General features: G+C 67.6%; 21 protein-coding genes. 8 read left to right on the top strand and 13 right to left on the bottom strand.

Annotated elements, in window-relative coordinates; all coding sequences use genetic code 11:
* Positions 1 to 47 precede the first annotated feature (47 nt).
* Positions 48 to 878: an arylamine N-acetyltransferase family protein gene (locus AWC17_RS26450; RefSeq protein WP_085165451.1), complete on the top strand. Its 831-nt coding sequence runs from the start codon at positions 48 to 50 to the stop codon at positions 876 to 878.
* On the opposite strand, the gene AWC17_RS26455 is transcribed toward AWC17_RS26450, so the two are convergent.
* The 5 genes from AWC17_RS26455 to fadD3 form a co-directional block, all read right to left on the bottom strand.
* Complete coding sequence (locus AWC17_RS26455) at positions 875 to 2032, bottom strand: pyridoxal phosphate-dependent aminotransferase (protein WP_046186395.1); 1158 nt, start codon at positions 2030 to 2032, stop codon at positions 875 to 877. The genes AWC17_RS26450 and AWC17_RS26455 overlap by 4 nt on opposite strands.
* Complete coding sequence (gene ipdE2, locus AWC17_RS26460; RefSeq protein WP_046186394.1) at positions 2029 to 2979, bottom strand: acyl-CoA dehydrogenase IpdE2; 951 nt, start codon at positions 2977 to 2979, stop codon at positions 2029 to 2031. The genes AWC17_RS26455 and ipdE2 overlap by 4 nt, the downstream gene beginning before the upstream one ends.
* A gap of 72 nt (positions 2980 to 3051) precedes the next feature.
* Entirely contained in the window at positions 3052 to 3987 is a 936-nt protein-coding gene (locus tag AWC17_RS26465) for an acyl-CoA dehydrogenase family protein (protein WP_047321932.1), read from the bottom strand.
* Positions 3984 to 5141 (bottom strand): acyl-CoA dehydrogenase family protein, encoded by a 1158-nt coding sequence (locus AWC17_RS26470; protein ID WP_046182984.1) that lies wholly within the window; start codon positions 5139 to 5141, stop codon positions 3984 to 3986. The genes AWC17_RS26465 and AWC17_RS26470 overlap by 4 nt, the downstream gene beginning before the upstream one ends.
* Positions 5142 to 6677 (bottom strand): 3-((3aS,4S,7aS)-7a-methyl-1,5-dioxo-octahydro-1H-inden-4-yl)propanoate--CoA ligase FadD3, encoded by a 1536-nt coding sequence (gene fadD3, locus AWC17_RS26475; protein WP_046183009.1) that lies wholly within the window; start codon positions 6675 to 6677, stop codon positions 5142 to 5144. It abuts the gene before it with no gap.
* Positions 6678 to 6725: 48 nt separating this feature from the next.
* Between fadD3 and ipdE1 the strand changes: the two genes are divergently transcribed.
* The 4 genes from ipdE1 to fadA6 are packed head-to-tail and all read left to right on the top strand — an operon-like array spanning position 6726 to position 10525.
* The gene (ipdE1, locus tag AWC17_RS26480) at positions 6726 to 7877 is read left to right on the top strand and encodes an acyl-CoA dehydrogenase IpdE1 (protein ID WP_046182985.1); all 1152 of its coding nucleotides are present in this window, start codon (positions 6726 to 6728) and stop codon (positions 7875 to 7877) included.
* Positions 7874 to 8662 (top strand): (5R,7aS)-5-hydroxy-7a-methyl-1-oxo-2,3,5,6,7,7a-hexahydro-1H-indene-carboxyl-CoA reductase, encoded by a 789-nt coding sequence (gene ipdF, locus AWC17_RS26485; protein ID WP_046182986.1) that lies wholly within the window; start codon positions 7874 to 7876, stop codon positions 8660 to 8662. Before ipdE1 ends, ipdF begins: the two co-directional genes overlap by 4 nt.
* 44 nt (positions 8663 to 8706) lie before the next feature.
* Positions 8707 to 9309 carry a TetR family transcriptional regulator KstR2 gene (gene kstR2 / locus AWC17_RS26490; protein WP_046182987.1) on the top strand — a complete coding sequence of 201 codons (603 nt, stop codon included), beginning with the start codon at positions 8707 to 8709 and terminating at the stop codon, positions 9307 to 9309.
* A gap of 55 nt (positions 9310 to 9364) precedes the next feature.
* Complete coding sequence (fadA6, locus tag AWC17_RS26495) at positions 9365 to 10525, top strand: steroid 3-ketoacyl-CoA thiolase FadA6 (protein ID WP_046182988.1); 1161 nt, start codon at positions 9365 to 9367, stop codon at positions 10523 to 10525.
* 98 nt (positions 10526 to 10623) lie between these two features.
* Here fadA6 and AWC17_RS26500 read toward each other — a convergent pair whose 3' ends face one another.
* Genes AWC17_RS26500 through echA20 form a run of 5 tightly spaced genes read right to left on the bottom strand, consistent with a single transcriptional unit; the run spans position 10624 to position 14606 of the window.
* A complete protein-coding gene (locus AWC17_RS26500) occupies positions 10624 to 11049 on the bottom strand; it encodes a PNPOx family protein (protein ID WP_046182989.1) in 426 nt (141 codons plus the stop codon).
* 53 nt (positions 11050 to 11102) lie between these two features.
* Entirely contained in the window at positions 11103 to 12176 is a 1074-nt protein-coding gene (gene ipdC, locus AWC17_RS26505) for a (3aS,4S,5R,7aS)-5-hydroxy-7a-methyl-1-oxo-octahydro-1H-indene-4-carboxyl-CoA dehydrogenase (protein ID WP_085165453.1), read from the bottom strand.
* Positions 12176 to 12919: a cholesterol ring-cleaving hydrolase subunit IpdB gene (ipdB, locus tag AWC17_RS26510; protein WP_046182991.1), complete on the bottom strand. Its 744-nt coding sequence runs from the start codon at positions 12917 to 12919 to the stop codon at positions 12176 to 12178. Before ipdB ends, ipdC begins: the two co-directional genes overlap by 1 nt.
* On the bottom strand, positions 12916 to 13800 hold the full coding sequence (ipdA, locus tag AWC17_RS26515; protein WP_047321931.1) for a cholesterol ring-cleaving hydrolase subunit IpdA: 885 nt from the start codon (positions 13798 to 13800) through the stop codon (positions 12916 to 12918). Before ipdA ends, ipdB begins: the two co-directional genes overlap by 4 nt.
* 47 nt (positions 13801 to 13847) lie before the next feature.
* Positions 13848 to 14606 carry a (7aS)-7a-methyl-1,5-dioxo-2,3,5,6,7,7a-hexahydro-1H-indene-carboxyl-CoA hydrolase gene (echA20, locus tag AWC17_RS26520; RefSeq protein ID WP_085165455.1) on the bottom strand — a complete coding sequence of 253 codons (759 nt, stop codon included), beginning with the start codon at positions 14604 to 14606 and terminating at the stop codon, positions 13848 to 13850.
* A 60-nt stretch (positions 14607 to 14666) separates the two neighbouring features.
* Between echA20 and AWC17_RS26525 the strand changes: the two genes are divergently transcribed.
* Both AWC17_RS26525 and AWC17_RS26530 read left to right on the top strand, forming a co-directional pair.
* Complete coding sequence (locus AWC17_RS26525) at positions 14667 to 15452, top strand: SDR family oxidoreductase (protein WP_372517425.1); 786 nt, start codon at positions 14667 to 14669, stop codon at positions 15450 to 15452.
* A gap of 14 nt (positions 15453 to 15466) precedes the next feature.
* Positions 15467 to 16372: an SDR family oxidoreductase gene (locus AWC17_RS26530; RefSeq protein WP_046182995.1), complete on the top strand. Its 906-nt coding sequence runs from the start codon at positions 15467 to 15469 to the stop codon at positions 16370 to 16372.
* Between the two features lie 95 nt (positions 16373 to 16467).
* Here the strand turns inward: AWC17_RS26530 and AWC17_RS26535 are convergent, their stop codons facing one another.
* Genes AWC17_RS26535 through AWC17_RS26545 form a run of 3 tightly spaced genes read right to left on the bottom strand, consistent with a single transcriptional unit; the run spans position 16468 to position 18485 of the window.
* Positions 16468 to 16920 (bottom strand): nitroreductase family deazaflavin-dependent oxidoreductase, encoded by a 453-nt coding sequence (locus AWC17_RS26535; RefSeq protein ID WP_046182996.1) that lies wholly within the window; start codon positions 16918 to 16920, stop codon positions 16468 to 16470.
* 8 nt (positions 16921 to 16928) lie between these two features.
* Positions 16929 to 17315: a DUF8021 domain-containing protein gene (locus tag AWC17_RS26540; protein WP_046182997.1), complete on the bottom strand. Its 387-nt coding sequence runs from the start codon at positions 17313 to 17315 to the stop codon at positions 16929 to 16931.
* A gap of 6 nt (positions 17316 to 17321) precedes the next feature.
* Complete coding sequence (locus AWC17_RS26545) at positions 17322 to 18485, bottom strand: steroid 3-ketoacyl-CoA thiolase (protein WP_046182998.1); 1164 nt, start codon at positions 18483 to 18485, stop codon at positions 17322 to 17324.
* 121 nt (positions 18486 to 18606) lie between these two features.
* On the opposite strand from AWC17_RS26545, the gene AWC17_RS26550 reads away from it, so the two are divergent.
* On the top strand, positions 18607 to 19848 hold the full coding sequence (locus tag AWC17_RS26550; protein WP_046182999.1) for a cytochrome P450: 1242 nt from the start codon (positions 18607 to 18609) through the stop codon (positions 19846 to 19848).
* Positions 19849 to 19853 lie beyond the last annotated feature (5 nt).

The raw sequence follows: 19853 nt of genomic DNA on the forward strand, positions 1-19853 counted from the left end.
ACCGGCCGTCGCACGCCCGCCGATGGCGATGGCAGCAGAATGGTCCTATGACGCTGAACCTGGGCGAGTACTTCGAGCGCATCGGCTATGGCGGCGACGCGGCGCCCAACCTCGATGTGCTGCACGCTTTGGTCAGCGCGCACACGAAAGCGATTCCCTTCGAGAACCTCGATCCGGTGATGGGGGTGCCGGTCGATGACCTGAGCCCGGGAGCCCTTGCCGGCAAGCTGGTTCACCGCGGCCGCGGGGGCTATTGCTACGAGCACAACGGGTTGATGGGCTACGTGCTGACCGAGCTCGGCTTCCGGGTGCGGCGACTGGCCGGCCGGGTGGTCTGGATGCGGCCGCCCGACGCGCCGTCACCGCCGCAGACCCACACCGTGTTGGCGGTGACGTTCCCCGGCTCCCACGGTTCCTACCTCGTCGACGTGGGCTTCGGCGGGCAGACCCCAACCTCGCCACTGCGCATAGAAACCGGCACCGTCCAGCAGACAACGCACGAGCCCTACCGGCTGGAGGACCATGGCGACGGCTTGGTCTTGCAGGCCCAGGTTCGCGGCGAGTGGCAACCCCTCTACGTGTTCAGCACCCGGACCGCACCGGACATCGACTTGGAAGTGGGCAGCTGGTTCGTCTCGACCCACCCCTCGTCGCACTTCGTGACCGGCCTGACGGCCGCGCGCGTCACCGACGACGCCCGGCTGAACCTGGCCGGCCGGAACCTGGCCATCCACCGCGCCGACGGCAGCGAGAAGATCCGCCTCGACGACGCGGCGGCGGTGGTCGACACCCTCAGCGATCGGTTCGGCATCAACGTGGCCGATGCCGGCGAACGGGGCGCGCTCGAGGCTCGCCTCGACAAGATCCTGGACGCCTAGAGCCAGGTGCCGATGCGCCGCACGGCCTCTTCGATGTCGCCCGTCGGCCCGGCGAACGACAGCCGGACGAACGAATTGCCGTGCGTGGTGTCGAAATCGATACCGGGTGCGATGGCAACGCCGGTCTCGTTCAACAGTTTCGAGCAGAACGCGATCGAGTCATTGGTGTGGTCCGACACGTCGGCGTAGACGTAGAACGCGCCGTCGGTGGGGGCCAGCCGGTCGATGCCGATTTGGCGCAGCCCATCCAGCAGCAGCGCGCGGTTGGTCGCGTAGTGGTGCAGGTTGCCGTCGGCCTCGGCGGTCGCTTCCGGGGTGAAGGCCGCCACCCCGGCGATCTGCGAGAGCACCGGCGGGCAGATGGTGAAGTTGCCGGTCAGCCTGTCCACCGCTCGCAGCAGTGCGGGCGGCACCAGCATCCAGCCCAGCCGCCAGCCCGTCATCGCGTAATACTTCGAAAAGCTGTTGACCACCACGGCGTCTCGTGATGTCTGCCAGGCGCAGCTGGTCTGCGGCGCGCCCTCGTAGACCAGGCCGTGGTAAACCTCGTCACTGATCAGCCGCACCCCGGACGTCTCGCACCACGACGCGATGGCGGCCAATTCCGCCGGCGCGATGACGGTTCCGGTGGGATTGGCCGGGCTGGCGACGATCACGCCGTGGGGCGGCGGGTCGAGCTCGGCGAGCATCTGCACGGTGGGCTGGAAGCGGGTCTGCGGTCCGCATGGGATCTCAACCACCTCACATCCCAACGCGGACAAGATGTTTCGATAGCACGGATAGCCGGGAGTGGCCAGAGCCACCCGGTCACCCGCGTCGAAGCACGCCAGAAACGCGAGCAGGAATCCGCCGGAGGAACCGGTGGTGACCACCACATCGTCGGGTTCGACCCGAAGCCCGTGCTGGCGCTGGTAATCCGCCGCTATCGCCGCGCGCAGCTCGGGGATGCCCAGCGTCACGGTATAACCCAGCTCGTTGAGGTGCAGGGCGGAGGCCGCGGCCGCCCGCACCGGCTCCGGCGCCCCCACGCTGGGCTGGCCCGCCGACAGGTTCACCAGATCTCCGTGGCTGCGCTGTCGCTCGGCGGCCGCCAGCCACACGTCCATCACATAGAACGGTGGGATGGCGGCGCGCAGCGCGACATGGTCGTTCACGACGGTTCGAGCACCTCGACTTCCAGTCGCGCGAGCACTTCTTGCGGTGCGCTGAGCAGATGCGCGCTGCCGTGGGCGCGTTTGAAATACAGGTGCATGTCGTGTTCCCAGGTGATCGCGATCCCGCCGTGCAGTTGGATGCCTTCGGCGGCCGCGGCGGCCAGCGCCTCGGTGGCGGCGAGTCGCGCGGTGGCCGCATTGGTCGCGGTGGGGTCGACGCACGCGTCCGCCACGACGGCCTTCGCCGCGGCGATCGTGACGTACAGATCGGCCATCCGGTGTTTGAGTGCTTGGAAGCTGCCGATCGGCCGGCCGAATTGCACTCTGCTCTTGGTGTATTCGACGGTGAGTTCCAGGCAGCGTTCGGCGGCACCGATCTGCTCGGCGGCCAGCAGGATGGCCGCGGTGTCGGCGATGCCGGGATCGGCGCCGATCGTTTCGGTCTCCTCCGGCTCCACCCGCGCGAGCCGCCGCGTCGGGTCCATGGTCGCAACGGGTTGCGCGCTGAATCGGGTCCACCTGCTCAGCTGACCGTCGTCGACGGCGACCACGACGTCGGCGATATCGCCGTTGACCACATAGTCGGCGTCGAGCACCAGCGCGCCGATCGAGGTGCCCTCGGCGAGGCCGCCCAGCGTATCGGCGTCCGGCTCGGGCGCGGCCAGCAGGGCCAGCTCCGTCAGCGTCGTGCCCAGCAGCGGGGAGGGCACCAGGGCCCGGCCCAGCTCCTGCAGAACCGTTGCGGCATCGGCCAATTCGCCGCCCGCACCGCCCAGCTGCTCGGGTATGACCAGCGCGGCGGCACCCACCTGCTCGCACAGCAGCTGCCACAGCGCCTCGTCGTAGCCACGGTCGGACTCCATCGCCGCGCGCACCGCCGCCGGGTTCGCGTGCTTGGCCACCAGGGCCGCGACGGTCTCCCGCAGCATCTCCCGTTCGTCAGTCACGAGCGCCGCTCCTCATCATCGCTCCGTCCCCCGCAAGCGGGCGGTACTCCCACTGCATCGCCGCGGCGCAGGTCACAGCGCCTCCAGCACTCGTCGCCGGTGAGCCTCGGGAGTACCCCAGGCCGACCGCAATGCTTGCACCCGCAGCAACCACAGGGACAGGTCGTGTTCCTGGGTGAACCCGATCGCGCCGTGGGTCTGCAACGCCGATCGCGCCGCCAGCAGGCCCGCCTCGGACGCCGCCGCCTTGGCGGCGCTGACATCGCGGGCCCGAAGCGACAGCGCCGCGCCGTAGAGAAGCGGCCGGGCGAGCTCGATCGCGATGTGCACATCGGCGAGCTTGTGCTTGATCGCCTGATAGGAACCGATCACCCGGCCGAACTGCGCCCGCTGCTTGGCGTAGTCGACGGTGTCACGCAGCAGCGCCTCGGCCGCACCGACCAGCTGCGCGGCGGTGGCCAGCGCCCCGAACTCGTAGGCGCGCTCGATATTCGCCTGCCAGGCTCGCCCGGTCGCGGTCACGTCGTAGAGGGGCCGGCTGGGATCGACCGACTCGTGCCGGTCACCGGGCGCGGCCTCGCTCACGCCGCCGTCGGTGGCCAACAGCACCAGTCCGGCCGTGTCGGCGTCCACCGCGCGCGGAGCCTGCGGCGGCAGCGCGACGGTGGCGATCAGCTCGCCTGACGCCAGCGCGGCGCAGCGCTCATCGTTGGCGAGCAAAACCGGTGCCACGGCGATGGATTCGGCCACCGGACCGGGCACACACCAGCGCCCCAGGCGCTCAAGCGCGACCACCAGGTCGACCGGATGCGCCTCGATGCCGTCGAACTTCTCGGGGACCGCCAGCGCGGTGACGCCGAGGTCGGCCAGCTGCTCCCACACCTTGCGGCCGGGTGCGGTGTCGCCCGCGGACCACGCGCGGATCGCGCCGGGCAGGTCGGCCGCGCCGAGCGCGGCGTCGATGCTGGCCGCGAAGTCGCGCTGCTGTTCGTCTAGCGCAAATTTCACTTCTTGCCCCCGGACCTCTGCCCTGATTGTTCGCGCGGCAGGCCCAACAGCCGCTCCGAGATGATGTTGCGCTGAATCTCGTTGGTACCGGCGTAGATCGGGCCGCCCAGCGCGAACAGCAGACCGTCCGTCCAGGTGCCGGCGAGCTCGCCGTCGGCGGCCAGTACGTCGAGCGCCGTCTGGTGCAGCTCGACGTCCAGGTCGGACCAGAACACCTTGGTCACCGACGATTCGGCGCCCAGCTCACCGCCGCCGGCCAGCCTGGTCACCGTGCCGAAGGTCTGCAGCCGGTAGGCCTGCGCCTTGATCCAGCCGTCGGCAACCCGGTCCGCGAACGCCGCGGGCGAGCCGCTGTCCTTCCAGAGCCGCACCAGTCGCTCGGCGGTCGCCAGGAAGCGGGCCGGGCTGCGCAGCGACATGCCGCGCTCGTTGCTCGACGTGCTCATCGCGGCCCGCCAGCCATCGTTCGGGGTGCCGATGACGTCGTGGTCGGGGACGAACACGTCGTCGAGGAAGATCTCGCCGAAGCCGGTGTCGCCGCCCAGCTGGACGATGGGCCGCACGGTGACGCCCTTGGCCCTCAGGTCGAACATGAAGTAGGTCAGGCCGTTGTGCCGCTCGGCTTCCGGGTCCGACCGAAACAGCCCGAAGCCCATTTCGGCGAACGGTGCGCGCGAACTCCAGATCTTCTGCCCGTTGAGCAGCCAGCCGCCGTCGGTCTTGGTCGCCGTTGATCGCAGCGAGGCCAGGTCGCTGCCGGATTCCGGCTCCGACCACGCCTGCGCCCAGATCTGTTCGCCGCTGGCCATTTTCGGCAGGATCCGGTCCAGCTGCTCCTCGGTGCCGTGCGCGAACAGCGTCGGCGCCAGCATCGAGGTGCCGTTGGCGCTGGCCCGGCCCGGGGCGCCGGCGCGGAAGTACTCCTCCTCGAACACCACCCAGTGCAGCAGCGGCGCGTCGCGGCCCCCGTACTTCTTCGGCCAGGTGATCACCGACAGCCCGGCGTCGAACAGCACGCGGTCCCACTGCCGGTGCTGGGCGAAGCCTTCGGCGTTGTCGTATGACTTCGTCGGGATCGACTCGGCGTTGGCCGACAAGAAGTCCCGCACCTCGGCCTGGAAGGCCAGGGTCTCTTCGTCTAGTTCCAGATCCATTCAGCCTTGCTCTCGCAGTTGTGGTTTGACCACCTTGCCGCCGGGATTGCGCGGCAATGCGTCGACGAACCGCACCGACCGCGGTGCCTTGAAGTTCGCCAAATGTTCACGGGTGTAAGCGATCACGGATTGCTCGTCGAGGTTGGCGCCGGGACGCGTCACCAGGAAGGCCCGGCCCACCTCGCCGAGGCGCTCGTCGGGGACGCCGATCACCGCGGCGTCGGCCACCCCGTCCATCCGGGCCAGCACCTGCTCGACCTCGGCGGGATAGACATTGAATCCGCCGCAGATGTACATGTCCTTGAGCCGGTCGGTGATGCGCAGGTTGCCGGCTGTGTCGACGGCGCCGATGTCGCCGGTGTGCAGCCAGCCGTCGGCGTCGATGGCGGCCGCCGTCGCGGCCGGGTCGTCGAGGTAACCCAGCATCACGTTCGGTCCGCGCAGCAGCACCTCGCCCGCCGCGCCGGGAGCGGTTGCGTCGATGCGCAATTCGAAGTCGGCGAACGGGCGCCCGCAGGTGGTGGCGACGGTGACCGCGTCGTCGTCGGGGCGGCACATGGTGCCCATGCCGTTGGCCTCGGTCAGCCCGTAGGCGGTCAGCACGATGTCGATGTCGAGCTCGGATTGCATGCGTTCGACCAACACAACGGGCACGGTGGCCGCCCCCGTCACCGCGAACCGCAGCGAGCTCAGGTCGTAGTCCTTGCGCTGCGGATGATCCAGCAGCGTCTGGTAGATGGTGGGCGGTCCGGGCAATACGGTGATGCGGTGTCGCTCGATCGCCTGCAGCGCGCGCAGCGGGTCGAAAGTCAGGTGCGGGATCAGCGTCGCGCCGGTCTGCAGGCAGGCCAGGATGCCGGCCTTGTACCCGAAGTTGTGAAAGAACGGGTTGATGCACAGGTAGCGGTCGTCGCTGGTGATCTTTCCGTTGGCAGCCCACGACGCCGAGGCCGACAACGACTGCCGGTGCGCGCAGAGCACTCCTTTGCTGCGGCCGGTGGTCCCCGAGGTGAACAGGATGTCGCTGACGTCGTCGGGGCTGACGGCGGCGGCGCGATCGGTGACCGCATTGAGCCCGGTGCCGCGGGCGATGAAGTCGTCCCACGTCCCGTCGTCCGCCTCGATCGGGATCCGGACGACGTGCCGCAGCGCGGGCAGGACGCCGCAATCCAGGTCGGCGACGCGATCGTTGCCGAGGAACTTGCCCATCCCGAACAGCACCGGCGCAGCGGTGCGGGCCAGGATGTCGCCGGCTTCTTCGGCGGTATAGCGGGTGTTCAGGGGCACCATGGCCGCGCCGGCGTGGTGGATCGCCAGGCAGGCGACCACCCAGTGCCAGGTGTTCGGCGACCAGATGGCCACGCGGTCTCCCGCACCCACCCCGAGGCTGATCAGCGCGGCCGCGGCGCGATGCACCTCGTCGCGCAGGACGGCCGTCGTGAACGACCGCTCGTCGGTGATCAACGCGTCGTGACCGGGGAGTCGCTGCGCCAAACGATCGAGCGCGGCCGGCACGGTGCGCGGATCGTCGGTCATCATTGCCTCTCTAACAAAGCAAGTGCTTGGTAGGTTAGCCTACAGGGCATGCAGGACGTCGAGGAGTTCCGGGCGGAGGTCCGCCAGTGGCTCGCCGACAATCTGGTCGGCGAATTCGCGGCTCTCAAAGGTCTTGGCGGACCGGGGCGCGAGCACGAGGCGTTCGAAGAGCGCCGGGCATGGAACCAGCATCTCGCCAAGGCCGGTCTGACTTGTCTGGGCTGGCCGGTGGAACACGGCGGCCGCGGGCTTTCGACCGCGCACCGGGTGGCGTTCTACGAGGAGTACGCCCGCGCCGACGCACCGGACAAGGTGAACCACTTCGGGGAGGAGCTGCTCGGCCCGACGCTGATCGCCTTCGGCACACCCGAGCAGCAGCAGCGTTTCCTGCCCAAGATCCTCGATGTCACCGAGCTGTGGTGCCAGGGCTATTCCGAACCGGGCGCCGGCAGCGACCTGGCCAACGTGTCCACCACCGCCGAGTTGGACGGCGACCAGTGGGTGATCAACGGCCAGAAGGTGTGGACGTCGCTGGCGCACCTGTCGCAGTGGTGCTTCGTGGTCGCTCGTACGGAGAAGGGCTCCAAGCGCCACGCCGGGCTCTCCTACCTGCTGGTGCCGCTGGACCAACCGGGCGTGCAGGTCCGGCCGATCGTCCAGATCACCGGCACCGCGGAGTTCAACGAGGTGTTCTTCGACGACGCCCGCACCGACGCCGGCCTCGTGGTCGGCCAGCCCGGTGACGGCTGGCGGGTCGCGATGGGGACGCTGACCTTCGAGCGCGGCGTGTCAACACTCGGGCAGCAAATCCGCTACGCCCGTGAGCTTTCCAACCTCGCCGACCTCGCGCGCCGCAACGGCGCGGCCGATGACCCCTTTATCCGGGAGCGGCTGACCCGCGCGTGGACCGGGTTGCGCGCGATGCGCAGCTACGCGTTGGCCACCTTGGAAGGACGAGCCGTCGACGGACAGGACAACGTCTCAAAGTTGTTGTGGGCCAACTGGCATCGCGCGCTGGGGGAGCTGGCGATGGACGTGATCGGCAAGCCGGGGCTGACCTTGTCGGACGGCGAATTCGACGAATGGCAGCGGTTGTTCCTGTTCACCCGTGCCGACACCATCTACGGCGGCTCCAACGAGATCCAGCGCAACATCATCGCCGAGCGGGTGCTCGGCCTGCCCCGGGAGGTAAAGGGATGAGCCTGTCCGAAGCTCCGAAAGAGGTTGCCGGGCACGGGCTTCTGCAAGGCAAGGTGGTCGTCGTAACCGCGGCGGCGGGCACCGGCATCGGCTCGGCGACGGCGCGGCGCGCCCTGGTCGAAGGCGCCGACGTCGTGGTGTCCGATCATCACGAACGGCGGCTGGGGGAGACCGCCGACGAACTGACAGCGCTGGGATTGGGCCGGGTCGAGAGCGTACTGTGCGACGTCACGTCCAGCGTGCAGGTGGACGCGCTGATCGCGTCGACCACCGCCCGGATGGGCCGGCTCGACGTGTTGGTCAACAACGCCGGACTGGGTGGTCAGACGCCGGTGGTCGACATGACCGACGACGAGTGGGACCGCGTCCTGAATGTGACGCTGTCGTCGGTGTTCCGGGCCACGCGGGCGGCACTCGGGTACTTCCGCGAAGCGGACCACGGCGGGGTGATCGTCAACAACGCAAGCGTTCTGGGCTGGCGGGCACAGCACTCGCAGTCGCACTATGCGGCCGCCAAGGCGGGCGTGATGGCGTTAACCCGTTGCAGCGCAATCGAAGCCGTCGAATACGGGGTGCGTATCAACGCGGTGTCCCCGAGCATCGCCCGCCACAAGTTCCTGGACAAGACGACCTCGGCCGACCTGCTCGACCGGCTGTCCGCCGGTGAAGCGTTCGGCCGGGCCGCCGAGCCGTGGGAGGTGGCGGCCACCATCGCGTTCCTGGCCAGCGACTACTCCAGCTACCTCACCGGCGAGGTCATCTCGGTGTCCAGCCAGCATCCGTGAGCCGATAGCTGGCCAAGCAAGCGCTTGGTTGATATCCTGGCCGGATGGACCGAGTGGCCGGTCAGGCCAACAGCCGCCGCGACGAGTTGTTGGAGCTCGCCGCGACCATGTTCGCGGAGCGCGGATTGCGCGCCACCACCGTGCGCGACATCGCGGACAGCGCCGGCATCCTTTCCGGCAGCCTCTATCACCACTTCTCCTCCAAGGAGGAGATGGTCGACGAGCTGCTGCGCAGTTTCCTGGACTGGTTGTTCACCCGCTACCGCGAGATCGTGGACAGCGAGGCCAACCCGCTGGAGCGGCTCAAGGGGCTGTTCATGGCGTCGTTCGAGGCGATCGAGCATCGGCACGCGCAGGTCGTCATCTATCAGGACGAAGCCCAACGGTTGTTGTCGCAGCCCCGGTTCTCCTACATCGAAGACATGAACCGTCAGCAACGCAAGATGTGGGTCGAGGTGATCAACCAGGGCATCGACGAGGGCTACTTCCAGCCCGACCTCAACGTCGACCTCGTCTACCGTTTCATCCGGGACACCACGTGGGTGTCGGTCCGCTGGTATCAACCCGGCGGACCCCTCACCGCCCAACAGGTGGGTCAGCAATACCTCGCCATCGTTCTTGGTGGGATTACCAAAGACCGAAAATGACAATGCCCCGCGTCGGCGACGATGCGGAGCGAAGCGACTAAGAGGAGCGACACAAATGACAGAGGCGTACGTCATCGATGCTGTGCGTACCGCGGTCGGCAAGCGCAACGGATCGCTGGCCGGGGTGCATCCCGTGGATCTCGGTGCTTATGCGTGGCGCGGACTGCTCGACCGGGTCGATGTCGACCCCGCTGCCGTCGAGGACGTGATCGCCGGCTGCGTCGACGCCATCGGTGGGCAGGCGGGCAACATCGCCCGGCTCTCGTGGCTGGCTGCGGGCTACCCCGAAGAGGTTCCCGGCGTCACCGTGGACCGGCAGTGCGGGTCCAGCCAGCAGGCCATTTCCTTTGGTGCACAGGCGATCATGGCCGGCACGGCCGACCTTATCGTGGCCGGCGGCGTGCAGAACATGAGCCAGATCCCGATCTCGTCGGCCATGACCGTGGGCGAGCAGTTCGGGTTCACCTCGCCGACCAACGAATCCAAGCAGTGGCTGCACCGGTACGGCGACCAGGAGATCTCGCAGTTCCGCGGCTCGGAGCTGATCGCCGAGAAGTGGAACCTGTCGCGTGAAGAAATGGAGCGGTACGCGCTGAGCAGCCACGAGCGCGCGTTCGCCGCGATCCGCGGCGGCCACTTCGACAACGAAATCATCACCGTCGAAACGGAATCCGGGCCGTTCCGGATCGACGAGGGTCCGCGCGAGTCGTCACTGGAGAAGTTGGCCGGCCTGAAAACGCTCGTCGACGGCGGCCGGCTGACGGCGGCGATGGCCAGCCAGATCTCCGACGGCGCCAGCGCGGTGCTGCTGGCTTCCGAGCAGGCGGTCAAGGACCACAAGCTGACCCCGCGGGCCCGCATCCACCACATCAGTGCCCGCGCCGCCGACCCGGTGTTCATGCTGACCGGGCCCATCCCGGCCACCCGCTATGCGCTGGAAAAGACCGGGCTGTCCATCGACGACATCGACACCGTCGAGATCAACGAGGCGTTCGCGCCGGTGGTTATGGCCTGGCTCAAGGAGATCAAGGCCGACCCGGAGAAGGTCAACCCCAACGGGGGCGCGATCGCGCTCGGTCACCCGCTGGGCGCGACCGGCGCCAAGCTGTTCGCCAGCATGCTCAACGAACTCGAGCGCGTCGGCGGCCGCTATGGCTTGCAGACGATGTGCGAGGGCGGCGGCACCGCGAACGTCACGATCATCGAGCGGCTGTAGGCCCTATACGCCGGGCCGCCGACCGCGACACGTAAACCACGCAGACGACACGCCGGAAAAGGTGTGCGTGGTTTATGTCTCAACGAACAGCGCGGGCGTCAATTCGGCGATGAAGCGTCCACGACTCTGAGGTAGTGATCGATGCCGAGCCGGGAGAATGTGCGTCGCCGGTCGGCCGACAGCATGGGCATGGCCGCCGCCGCGTCAATGACCTCGGGCTGCGCCACATCGTAACTGTCGCCCTGGGAGGAGATCGTTGCGTGCCCCGCGGCAAGGACGTTTTGCAGCCAGTCCACTCCGGTGCCGTAGGGCAGTGGTATGACGAACCCGCCGTCCGTCCGGTCCGCGACGACCGGCGTGGCGTACTGCTTGCCCGACCGCCGCCCGGCGTGGTGGATGACCGATGCGTACCAGTGCTTTCGGCCGGCCAGGCGCAGCATCAGCGGGTTGAGCAGGTGTCTGTTGGAAACGCGGATCGCGCTTAGCAACGGCTTGGGCCACGTCTCAGGTAGCAGCGCACTCATGACTCCACGATGACCCGCGGACTGCGCCGAGGCCAGGGTCTTTGGTCGCCTGTTTACCGCTCTTCGATCAGTGCGGACGCCGAGTGCAGATGCTCGATCGCGTCACGCACGATCGACTCGATCAGCTCGGCGCACGACGGCAGGTCTTCGAGGATGCCGGCCACCTGGCCGGAGGCGAGCACTCCGGCCTCGGTGTTGCCCTCGACCAGCCCGGCCTTCAACAGCATCGGGGTGTTGGCCGCCATCACCACCTGTGACCAAGTCAGCTCCTTGCCGTGGCGCATCGCCAGGCCGTCGCGAATCATCGACCGCCAGGTCATCTGCGACATGTGCTTGAACTTCGCCGCATTGCGGACGGCCGCGGTGAGACCCCGAACCGGCGAGCCGCTTTCCAGCCTCTCGACCAGGCCGGTGCGCAGCACGCGGTGCGGCATGCCGTCGACGCGCGTCGTGACCACCGTGCCGTCCAGCGCCGACTCCAGGTAACGCCGCTTGACCGCATCGGGCACGGTCGAATCGGAGGTCAGCAGGAAGCGGGTGCCCATCGCCACACCGGCGGCGCCGTAGCTCAGCGCGGCCGCGAGCCCGCGCCCGTCGAAGAATCCACCCGCCGCGATCACCGGGATTCCGGTGCCCTGCACCGCGTCCAGCACCGACGGCAGCAGCAGCGTCGTGGCGACCGGGCCGGTGTGCCCGCCACCCTCGGCGCCCTGCACGATCATCGCGTCGGCGCCCCAGGCCGCGACCTTGCGCGCATGCTTGGCCGCCCCGATCGACGGAACCACCACGGCGCCAGCCTCTTTCAGCCGAGCGATCAGCTCCTGCTTGGGCGCCAGGGCGAACGACGCCACCTTCACGCCCTCGCGGATCATCAGATCGACGCGGTCGCCGGCGTCCGCGGCGTCGGCGCGGATGTTCACCCCGAACGGTTTGTCGGTGGCGGCCTTGACCTTGCCGATGGCCGTCGCCAGCTCGTCCAGCGTCATGGTGGCCGAAGCCAGGATGCCCAGCCCGCCCGCGTTGGCCGTGGCGGCCACCAGCCGGGCACCGGCCACCCATCCCATCCCGGTCTGAACCACCGGGTGCTCGACACCGACCAGCTCGGTCAGCGGCGTGCGCAACTTCATCAACGTATCTCTCTGTCGCGCAAAGACTTCGGGTCGATCGTTTCGCGGATCAGGTGGAGCTCTTCGTCCGTCGGTAGCCTGGTCTCGCCGGCCTCGTCCACGCCGTGCACCTCGAACGACGTGGCCTCGCGAACGTCATCGGGCGACACCCCGGGATGCAGGGTCAGCGCGCGCATCGTCCGGTCCGGGCCGCCGAAGTCGAACACCCCGAGGTTGGACACGACCCGGTAGGTGTTGGCGAAGCGGAACGCGGGATTGTTCGCGTCCACCTTGTCCCAGCCGATGCCGCAGACCACGTCGACGGCCTCGCAGAACACCCGCTTCGAGTGGTTACCCACCCAATAGCTGGTCGCATGGTTGATCGCGTTGCCGGGCGCGCCTCGGAGGCCGAACATCTGCCTGGTCGGGTGTTGCAGCGGGCCGAACGCCGAGATGTTCTGATTGCCAAAGCGGTCAACCTGATTCGCGCCCATCACCACGTGCCGCCGCCCCCAGGCCAGGGTCTCGAACACCCGGCCGAACGGCATCCAGCCCTCGACCGGTCCGGTCTTGCCCAGGGCTGGGGTGTCGGCCAGCAGCTGCGCCTCGCCGTCGGTAAGCAAGATGTCGGGTGAAAAGGTCAGCCGCGCCAGTCGCGCGCCGACCGAGGCCATGTTCGTCATCGGGCTGACCATGATTTCGCCCGCATCCCTGAACAATTCGGCGCAGGCGACTGCGCACACCTCGGCGCGGGTGCTGCTCACTTGGAGGCCTCCTCTGCGAATGTGCGAACCGCCGCCTGGTAGTCGTCCTCGCTGCCCGACAGGTAGGTCTGGACGAACGTCTGCCAGCCCTCCTCGGTGGAGGCCGCCTCGGCGTAATGTCGCTGGAACTTCTCGTCGCGGCCGTAATCCGGTGCGGCGGTGGTGAAGTGGGCGCCGCCGGGCGCCTCCACCACGGAGTCGACCATCATCCGGTTCACCAGCAGCGCCTGCGGGGGAACGGCCTTGACCAGCTCCTCCGTGGAGACGATACGTTCCACTGACAGGAAGCGCTTGTCGGCGGCCATCAGGAACAGGTCGTCGAAGTAGGGGTCGATCCCGGTGTAGGCCGCATTGCCCCGGCAGTCACCGAGATTGAGGTGCACGAAGGCCGCGTCCAGGCGCAGCGCCGGCATGGCGATCAGTGTCTCGTGGCCGCCCTCGGGTGCGGGGTAGGGGCTGGTCACGGTCTGCAGCTCGCCCTGCCAGAAGTCGGGGACCGAGCTGCCCAGCCCGGCCCGAATGGGCAGGAACGGCAGGCGTTGCGCGGCGGCCTGCAGGCCGCAACGCAGCATGCCTTCGTCCATTTCCCGGGCCTCGATCGCGCCGCTGGTGCGGGCCTTGGCGAACCACGGGTCGTAGAAGGGCGGGGAGTCCAGCGAGACGAAGCCGTAGTAGACGCGCTTGACCTTGCCGGCCGAGCACAGCAAACCCAGATCGGGTCCGCCGTAGGTGACCACCGTGAGGTCCGTGACGTCGGTGCGCAGCATCGCCCGCACGAACGCCATCGGTTTGCGCCGCGAGCCCCAGCCGCCGATGCCGATCGTCATGCCGCTGCGCAGTTGCGCGACGGCCTCGTCCAGGCTGGTCCTTTTGTCGGACACTATGCGCCACTCCTTCTCATCACTTCGTTTTGCATCGTCGTCGGCGGCTATTCCTTCTTGCCCTTCGCCGTACCGGCGAATGCGTCGCGATGCTCGTCGGCGACGCCGGCCAGGTTGAGCTCGAACGTAAAGCCTTGTTCCATGCGGTAACTCGAGTTGACCCTCTGCACGTCGATGAGGTTGAGCGCTTCCTTGGCCGCGCGGATGACGCGGGTGTCCTTGGCGGCGATGTCGCGGGCCACCTTCAACGCGGCCTCGTCCAGCTGGTCGCGCGGCACCACCTCGTGCACCGAACCGAAGTGGTGCAGGGTGGCGGCGTCGACGGTGGCGGCGGTGAAGAACAGCCGCCGCATCAGGTGCTGCGGCACCAGCCGGGACAGGTGGGTGGCCGCGCCCAGGGCGCCGCGCTCCACCTCGGGTAGCCCGAAGGTGGCGTCGTCGGAGGCGACGATGACGTCGGAGTTGCCAGCCAGGCCGATGCCGCCGCCGACGCAGAAGCCGTTCACGGCGGCAACGACCGGCACCGCGCACTCATAGACCGCGCGGAACGCGGCGAAGCAGCCGCGGTTGGCGTCGATCAGCGCGGTGAACCCCTCGGTGCGCTGCATCTCCTTGATGTCGACCCCGGCATTGAAACCGCGGCCCTCGGCTCGCAGGATGACGACGTGGGTCTCCGGGTCTTGGCCGGCGGCCGTGATGACGTCGGCCAGTTCGAACCAGCCGCGCGACGGGATGGCGTTGACCGGGGGGAAGTCGACGGTGACCGCGACGATGCCCGGTTCGGTGGTTTTGGATGTGATGGGCAAGGTGCCACTTCCTTGTGGGGGTAACTACCTAAGCAAGCACTTGCTTGGTACGCTAGCACAGTGACTCGCGCCGAAGCACCCGACGTCATCAACTTAGGGCTGGCCGGGCGGGTGGTTCTGGTCACCGGCGGGGTCCGCGGGGTGGGCGCCGGGATCAGCTCGGTCTTCGCCGGGCAGGGCGCGACCGTCATCACCTGCGCACGCCGGGCGGTCGAGGGCCTGCCCTATGAGTTTCACTCCTGCGACGTCCGCGACGACGACGCCGTCAAGGCGCTGATCGACTCCGTCGTCGACAAGCATGGCCGGCTCGACGTCGTGGTCAACAACGCCGGCGGTTCGCCGTACGTGCTGACCGCGGAGTCCAGCGCGAAGTTCAACCGCAAGATCATCGAGCTCAACCTGATTGGCGCACTGTCGGTTTCGCAACATGCGAACGACAAGATGCAGGACCAGCACGGCGGCGGGTCGATCATCAACATCTGCAGTCTCAGTGGTCGACGGCCGTCGCCCGGCACCGGCGCGTACGGGGCGGCCAAGGCCGGTCTGGAAAGCCTCACGCAGACACTGGCGGTGGAGTGGGGGCCGAAGGTCCGGGTGAACGCCTGTGTGGTCGGCATGGTGGAGACCGAGCAGTCGGAACTGTTCTATGGTGATGCCGATTCCATCGCCGCGATATCGAAGAACGTGCCGCTGGGGCGGCTGGCCAAACCGGAAGACATCGGTTGGGCCACAGCATTTTTGGCCTCCGACGCGGCGTCCTACATCAGCGGCGCCTCGCTGGAGGTGCACGGCGGCGGCGAGCCGCCGCACTACCTGGCCACAACGAACGCCAGCGCGATCAAGTAGAGGAGACACGAACAATGGGAGTGGTTGACGGCCGCGTCGTCATCGTCACCGGAGCGGGCGGCGGTATCGGTCGCGCGCATGCGCTGGCCTTCGCGGCCGAAGGTGCGCGCGTGGTGGTCAACGACATCGGCGTCGGCCTGGACGGGTCACCCGCCGGTGGCGGCAGCGCCGCCCAGGGCGTGGTCGACGAAATCACCGCCGCCGGTGGGGAAGCCGTGGCCAACGGATCTAACATCGCCGACTGGAACGAAGCCGCCGGCCTGATCCAGACCGCCGTCGACACCTACGGTGGCTTGGACGTTCTGGTGAACAATGCCGGCATCGTGCGCGACAGGATGATGGCCAACACCAGCGAGGAGGAGTTCGACGCCGTCATCGCCGTGCACCTCAAGGGTCACTTCGCCACGATGCGGCACGCGGCGTCGTACTGGCGCGGGCTGTCCAAGGAGGGCAAGACCGTCGACGCGCGCATCATCAACACCAGTTCGGGTGCCGGCCTGCAGGGCAGCGTCGGACAGGGCAACTACAGCGCCGCCAAGGCCGGCATCGCGGCGATGACGTTGGTCGGCGCGGCCGAGATGGGTCGCTACGGCGTCACCGTGAACGCCATCGCGCCGTCGGCACGCACGCGCATGACCGAGACCGTCTTCGCCGAGATGATGGCAACGCAGGACCAGGATTTCGACGCCATGGCGCCGGAGAACATCTCGCCGCTGGTGGTGTGGCTGGGCAGCGCCGAATCCCGCGACGTCACCGGGAAGGTGTTCGAGGTCGAGGGCGGCAAGATCAGGGTCGCGGAAGGCTGGGCGCACGGGCCGCAGATCGACAAGGGCGCAAGGTGGGACCCCGCGGAGCTGGGGCCCGTCGTCGCCGACCTGCTTGCCAAGGCGCGCCCGCCGGTACCGGTGTACGGGGCCTAGCGCGGCTACGTAATGCGCCGAACGTGCACTCACCGCGAGATTTCCGGCTTGGGCTCAAGGGGTGATTGCACGCTCGGCGATAGGGGGCGCGACCCTTACGGGTCGCAGATCACGATCGGGATCAGCCGATCGGTCCACGACTGGTAGTCGTCGAACGAGGGATACATGGCATTCAACTTCGGCCAGTACTCCGCGCGCTCTTCGGCCGTGGCGTCGCGCGCCTGCAGCTGCAGCACCTCGTCCTTGATCTGCACGGAGACTTTGGGATCGGCCTTGAGATTGAGGTACCACAACGGGTGCTTGTCGCTGCCGCCCTTCGATGCGACCAGTATCACCCGGTTCCCCTCGCGCAGGTAGAGCAGCGGGCTCACCCGCGGTTCACCGGTCTTGCGGCCCGTCGTGGTGAGCAGCGCGACCGGGGCATTCTGGAAAGTGCCGCCGAATCTTCCATTACTGCGTCGGTAGATCCACGCGTTGCCCTTGGCCATCCATTTGATGATGAAGTTGACCCAAGGTGCGTTCAGTGAGCGTGGCTTCGGTTTCGCCATGGTGGTCCTTAGCGCTGAATAAACGGTTGGAAGCGAACCTTGATGTGGTGGATCTCGGCTCTCCCGCTTGAGGTTTCGGCGGGAATCACAAACGTCTCGTCGACCCGGGCGGCCAGCCGCCTGCCGCCGAACGCGGCCTTGGTCAGCACCGTGTACGCCGCGCGCACCCGGTCGCCGTCGATCCGGTAGTCCGGCGGCGTCGTGTCCGCGAGGAATCGGTACTGAGCTCCGCGATTAAGGCTGCGGCGCAGGTGATTTCCGGAAAACCCGTTCTTGATCCCCTGCTCGACGCGGGTGCACCGCGCAGCGAACGGAACGGAGTCGCCGTCATGGCTGACGAGCGCGTCGATGTATGACTGCGCCGCCGCGATGCGGCTCTCTTCCGAGACGATCACCTACGGCTAGATGCGCTCGATGATGGTGCCAGTCGACAGGGCACCGCCCGCGCACATGGTGATCAGCGCGGTGCTCTGGTCGGTGCGCTCCAGTTCGTGCAGCGCGGTGGTGATCAGCCGGCTGCCGGTGCTGCCCACCGGGTGGCCCAACGCGATCGCGCCACCGTTCACATTCACCTTGTCCATGTCGGGGTTGTGCACCCGCGCCCACGACAGCACGACCGACGCGAACGCCTCGTTGATCTCGGTGATGTCGATGTCGCCCATCTTCATGCCGGCCTTCTCCAGCACCTTGGCCGTCGACTGCACCGGGCCGTCCAGGTGGTAGTAGGGCTCGGCGCCGACCAGCGCCTGGCTGACGATGCGGGCCCGCGGCCGTAGCCCGAGCGCCTTCGCCTTGTCCTCGTCCATCCACAACACGGCCGCGGCTCCGTCGGAAATCTGCGACGACGTCCCCGCCGTGTGAATCCCACCGTCGATGACCGGCTTCAGCGAGCTCAGGCCGGAGAGCGTGGTGTCGCGCAGGCCTTGGTCGCGGGAGATCATGACCCGCTCCGACGTCGGCTGTTTGTTCTCGTCCAGCGCCGGCGCCTCGATCGGGGAAATCTCGCGATCGAAACGGCCCTCTTCCCACGCCTGCTTGGCCTTGGCCTGCGACTGGTAGCCGAACTCATCGATGTCTTCGCGGGTGATGCCACGCCGCTTGGCGATCCGCTCGGCCGCGGTGAACTGGTCGGGCAGATCGATGTCCCACGACTCGGGCCGCAGGATGCTGCGGTCGGGGCCGGCGTTGGCACCCAGTCCGACGCGGCTCATGGCCTCGATTCCGCACGCGATGCCGATGTCGATGGCGCCCGCCGCGATCAGGCCGGCAACCAGGCCGTTGGCCTGCTGGCTGCTGCCGCACTGGCAGTCCACCGTCATGGCGCCAACGTGCTCCGGCAGCCCGGCGACAAGCCAGCTAACCCGGCTGATGTTGTTGGACTGCTCGCCGAACTGCGTTACGCAGCCGGCGATGACCTGTTCGACGTCGCCGGCGTCGATGCCTGCCTTCTCAACTAATGCCTTCTGCACCGCACCAAGCAGCTCGGTGGCGTGCAGCCCTGACAGCCATCCATTGCGCTTGCCGATTGGGCTGCGGGTGGCTTCGACGATTACCGGGTTACCCATTCCGTCAGGCTAGAACACGTTTCATTACTCTGACAAGCGAGGATGGTGACCTGCCTTTTATCTGCGCAGGAGGCGTGTTTTACTGGCACTAGAACACGTTGCAATTGAGGAGCGCACACACATGGCACCCCCCAACATTCCCGCCGACTTCGACTTCCTTGACCCGGACGTCAACCTTGCAGGGTTGCCCGTCGCGGAACTAGCCGAGCTGCGCAAGGCGGAGCCGATCCACTGGGTGGACATCCCGGGCGGCTCGGGCGGCTTCGAGGACCACGGATATTGGATCGTCACCAAGCATGCCGACGTCAAGGAGGTATCACGCCGCAGCGACGTCTTCTCGAGCTGGATGAACGGCGCCATCCCAACGTGGCCGCCGGAGATGAAGCGAGAGCAGGTCGAACTGCAGCGCAGCGTCATGCTCAACATGGACGCACCCCACCACACCCGCCTGCGCAAAATCATCTCCCGCGGCTTCACGCCCCGGGCCATCGGACGGCTGGAAGCCGAACTGGCCCAGCGCGCCCAGAACATCGCCAAGACCGCGGCGACCGAGGGTAGCGGCGACTTCGTCGAGCAGGTGTCGTGCGAGCTGCCGCTGCAGGCCATCGCGGGCCTGCTCGGCGTTCCCCAGGAGGATCGCGACAAGCTCTTCCGCTGGTCCAACGAGATGACCGGTGGCACCGACCCCGAGTACGCGCACGTCGATCCCGCACAATCGTCAATGGAACTGATCGCCTACGCCATGGCCATGGCCGAGGAGCGGGGCAAGAACCCCACCGACGACATCGTCACCACGCTCATCCAGGCCGACATCGACGGCGAGAAGCTCTCCGATGACGAGTTCGGTTTCTTCGTGGTCATGCTCGCTGTGGCAGGCAACGAGACCACCCGCAACTCGATCACCCACGGCATGATCGCGATGGCGAACAACCCCGATCAATGGGAGCTCTTCAAGAAGGAGCGCCCATCGACCGCCGCCGACGAGATCATCCGGTGGGCCACTCCGGTATCGGCCTTCCAGCGCACCGCCAGCGAGGACACCGAATTGGCCGGCGTGCGGATCAAGAAGGGTGAGCGGGTGGTGATGTCCTACCGGTCAGCCAATTTCGATGAAGAGGTCTTTGAAGACCCGCACACCTTCAACATCCTGCGCGACCCGAATCCCCATGTCGGTTTCGGCGGCACCGGCGCCCACTACTGCATCGGCGCGAACCTGGCCCGCATGACCATCAACCTGATCTTCAACGCGGTCGCCGATCACATGCCGGACCTCAAGCCGATCGGTGAGCCCGAGCGGCTGCGGTCGGGCTGGCTCAACGGGATCAAGCACTGGCAGGTCGACTACACCGGCAAAACTCGGTGACGTCC

The sequence above is a fragment of the Mycobacterium nebraskense genome (genome assembly GCF_002102255.1).
Taxonomy (GTDB): domain Bacteria; phylum Actinomycetota; class Actinomycetes; order Mycobacteriales; family Mycobacteriaceae; genus Mycobacterium; species Mycobacterium nebraskense.

Coding starts and splice junctions, on each gene's coding strand:
- AWC17_RS26450 (WP_085165451.1), top strand. CDS start 48: ATGACGCTGAACCTGGGCGAGTACTTCGAGCGCATCGGCTATGGCGGC.
- AWC17_RS26470 (WP_046182984.1), bottom strand. CDS start 5,141: ATGGATCTGGAACTAGACGAAGAGACCCTGGCCTTCCAGGCCGAGGTG.
- fadD3 (WP_046183009.1), bottom strand. CDS start 6,677: ATGACCGACGATCCGCGCACCGTGCCGGCCGCGCTCGATCGTTTGGCG.
- ipdE1 (WP_046182985.1), top strand. CDS start 6,726: ATGCAGGACGTCGAGGAGTTCCGGGCGGAGGTCCGCCAGTGGCTCGCC.
- ipdF (WP_046182986.1), top strand. CDS start 7,874: ATGAGCCTGTCCGAAGCTCCGAAAGAGGTTGCCGGGCACGGGCTTCTG.
- kstR2 (WP_046182987.1), top strand. CDS start 8,707: ATGGACCGAGTGGCCGGTCAGGCCAACAGCCGCCGCGACGAGTTGTTG.
- fadA6 (WP_046182988.1), top strand. CDS start 9,365: ATGACAGAGGCGTACGTCATCGATGCTGTGCGTACCGCGGTCGGCAAG.
- AWC17_RS26500 (WP_046182989.1), bottom strand. CDS start 11,049: ATGAGTGCGCTGCTACCTGAGACGTGGCCCAAGCCGTTGCTAAGCGCG.
- ipdC (WP_085165453.1), bottom strand. CDS start 12,176: ATGAAGTTGCGCACGCCGCTGACCGAGCTGGTCGGTGTCGAGCACCCG.
- AWC17_RS26530 (WP_046182995.1), top strand. CDS start 15,467: ATGGGAGTGGTTGACGGCCGCGTCGTCATCGTCACCGGAGCGGGCGGC.
- AWC17_RS26535 (WP_046182996.1), bottom strand. CDS start 16,920: ATGGCGAAACCGAAGCCACGCTCACTGAACGCACCTTGGGTCAACTTC.
- AWC17_RS26545 (WP_046182998.1), bottom strand. CDS start 18,485: ATGGGTAACCCGGTAATCGTCGAAGCCACCCGCAGCCCAATCGGCAAG.
- AWC17_RS26550 (WP_046182999.1), top strand. CDS start 18,607: ATGGCACCCCCCAACATTCCCGCCGACTTCGACTTCCTTGACCCGGAC.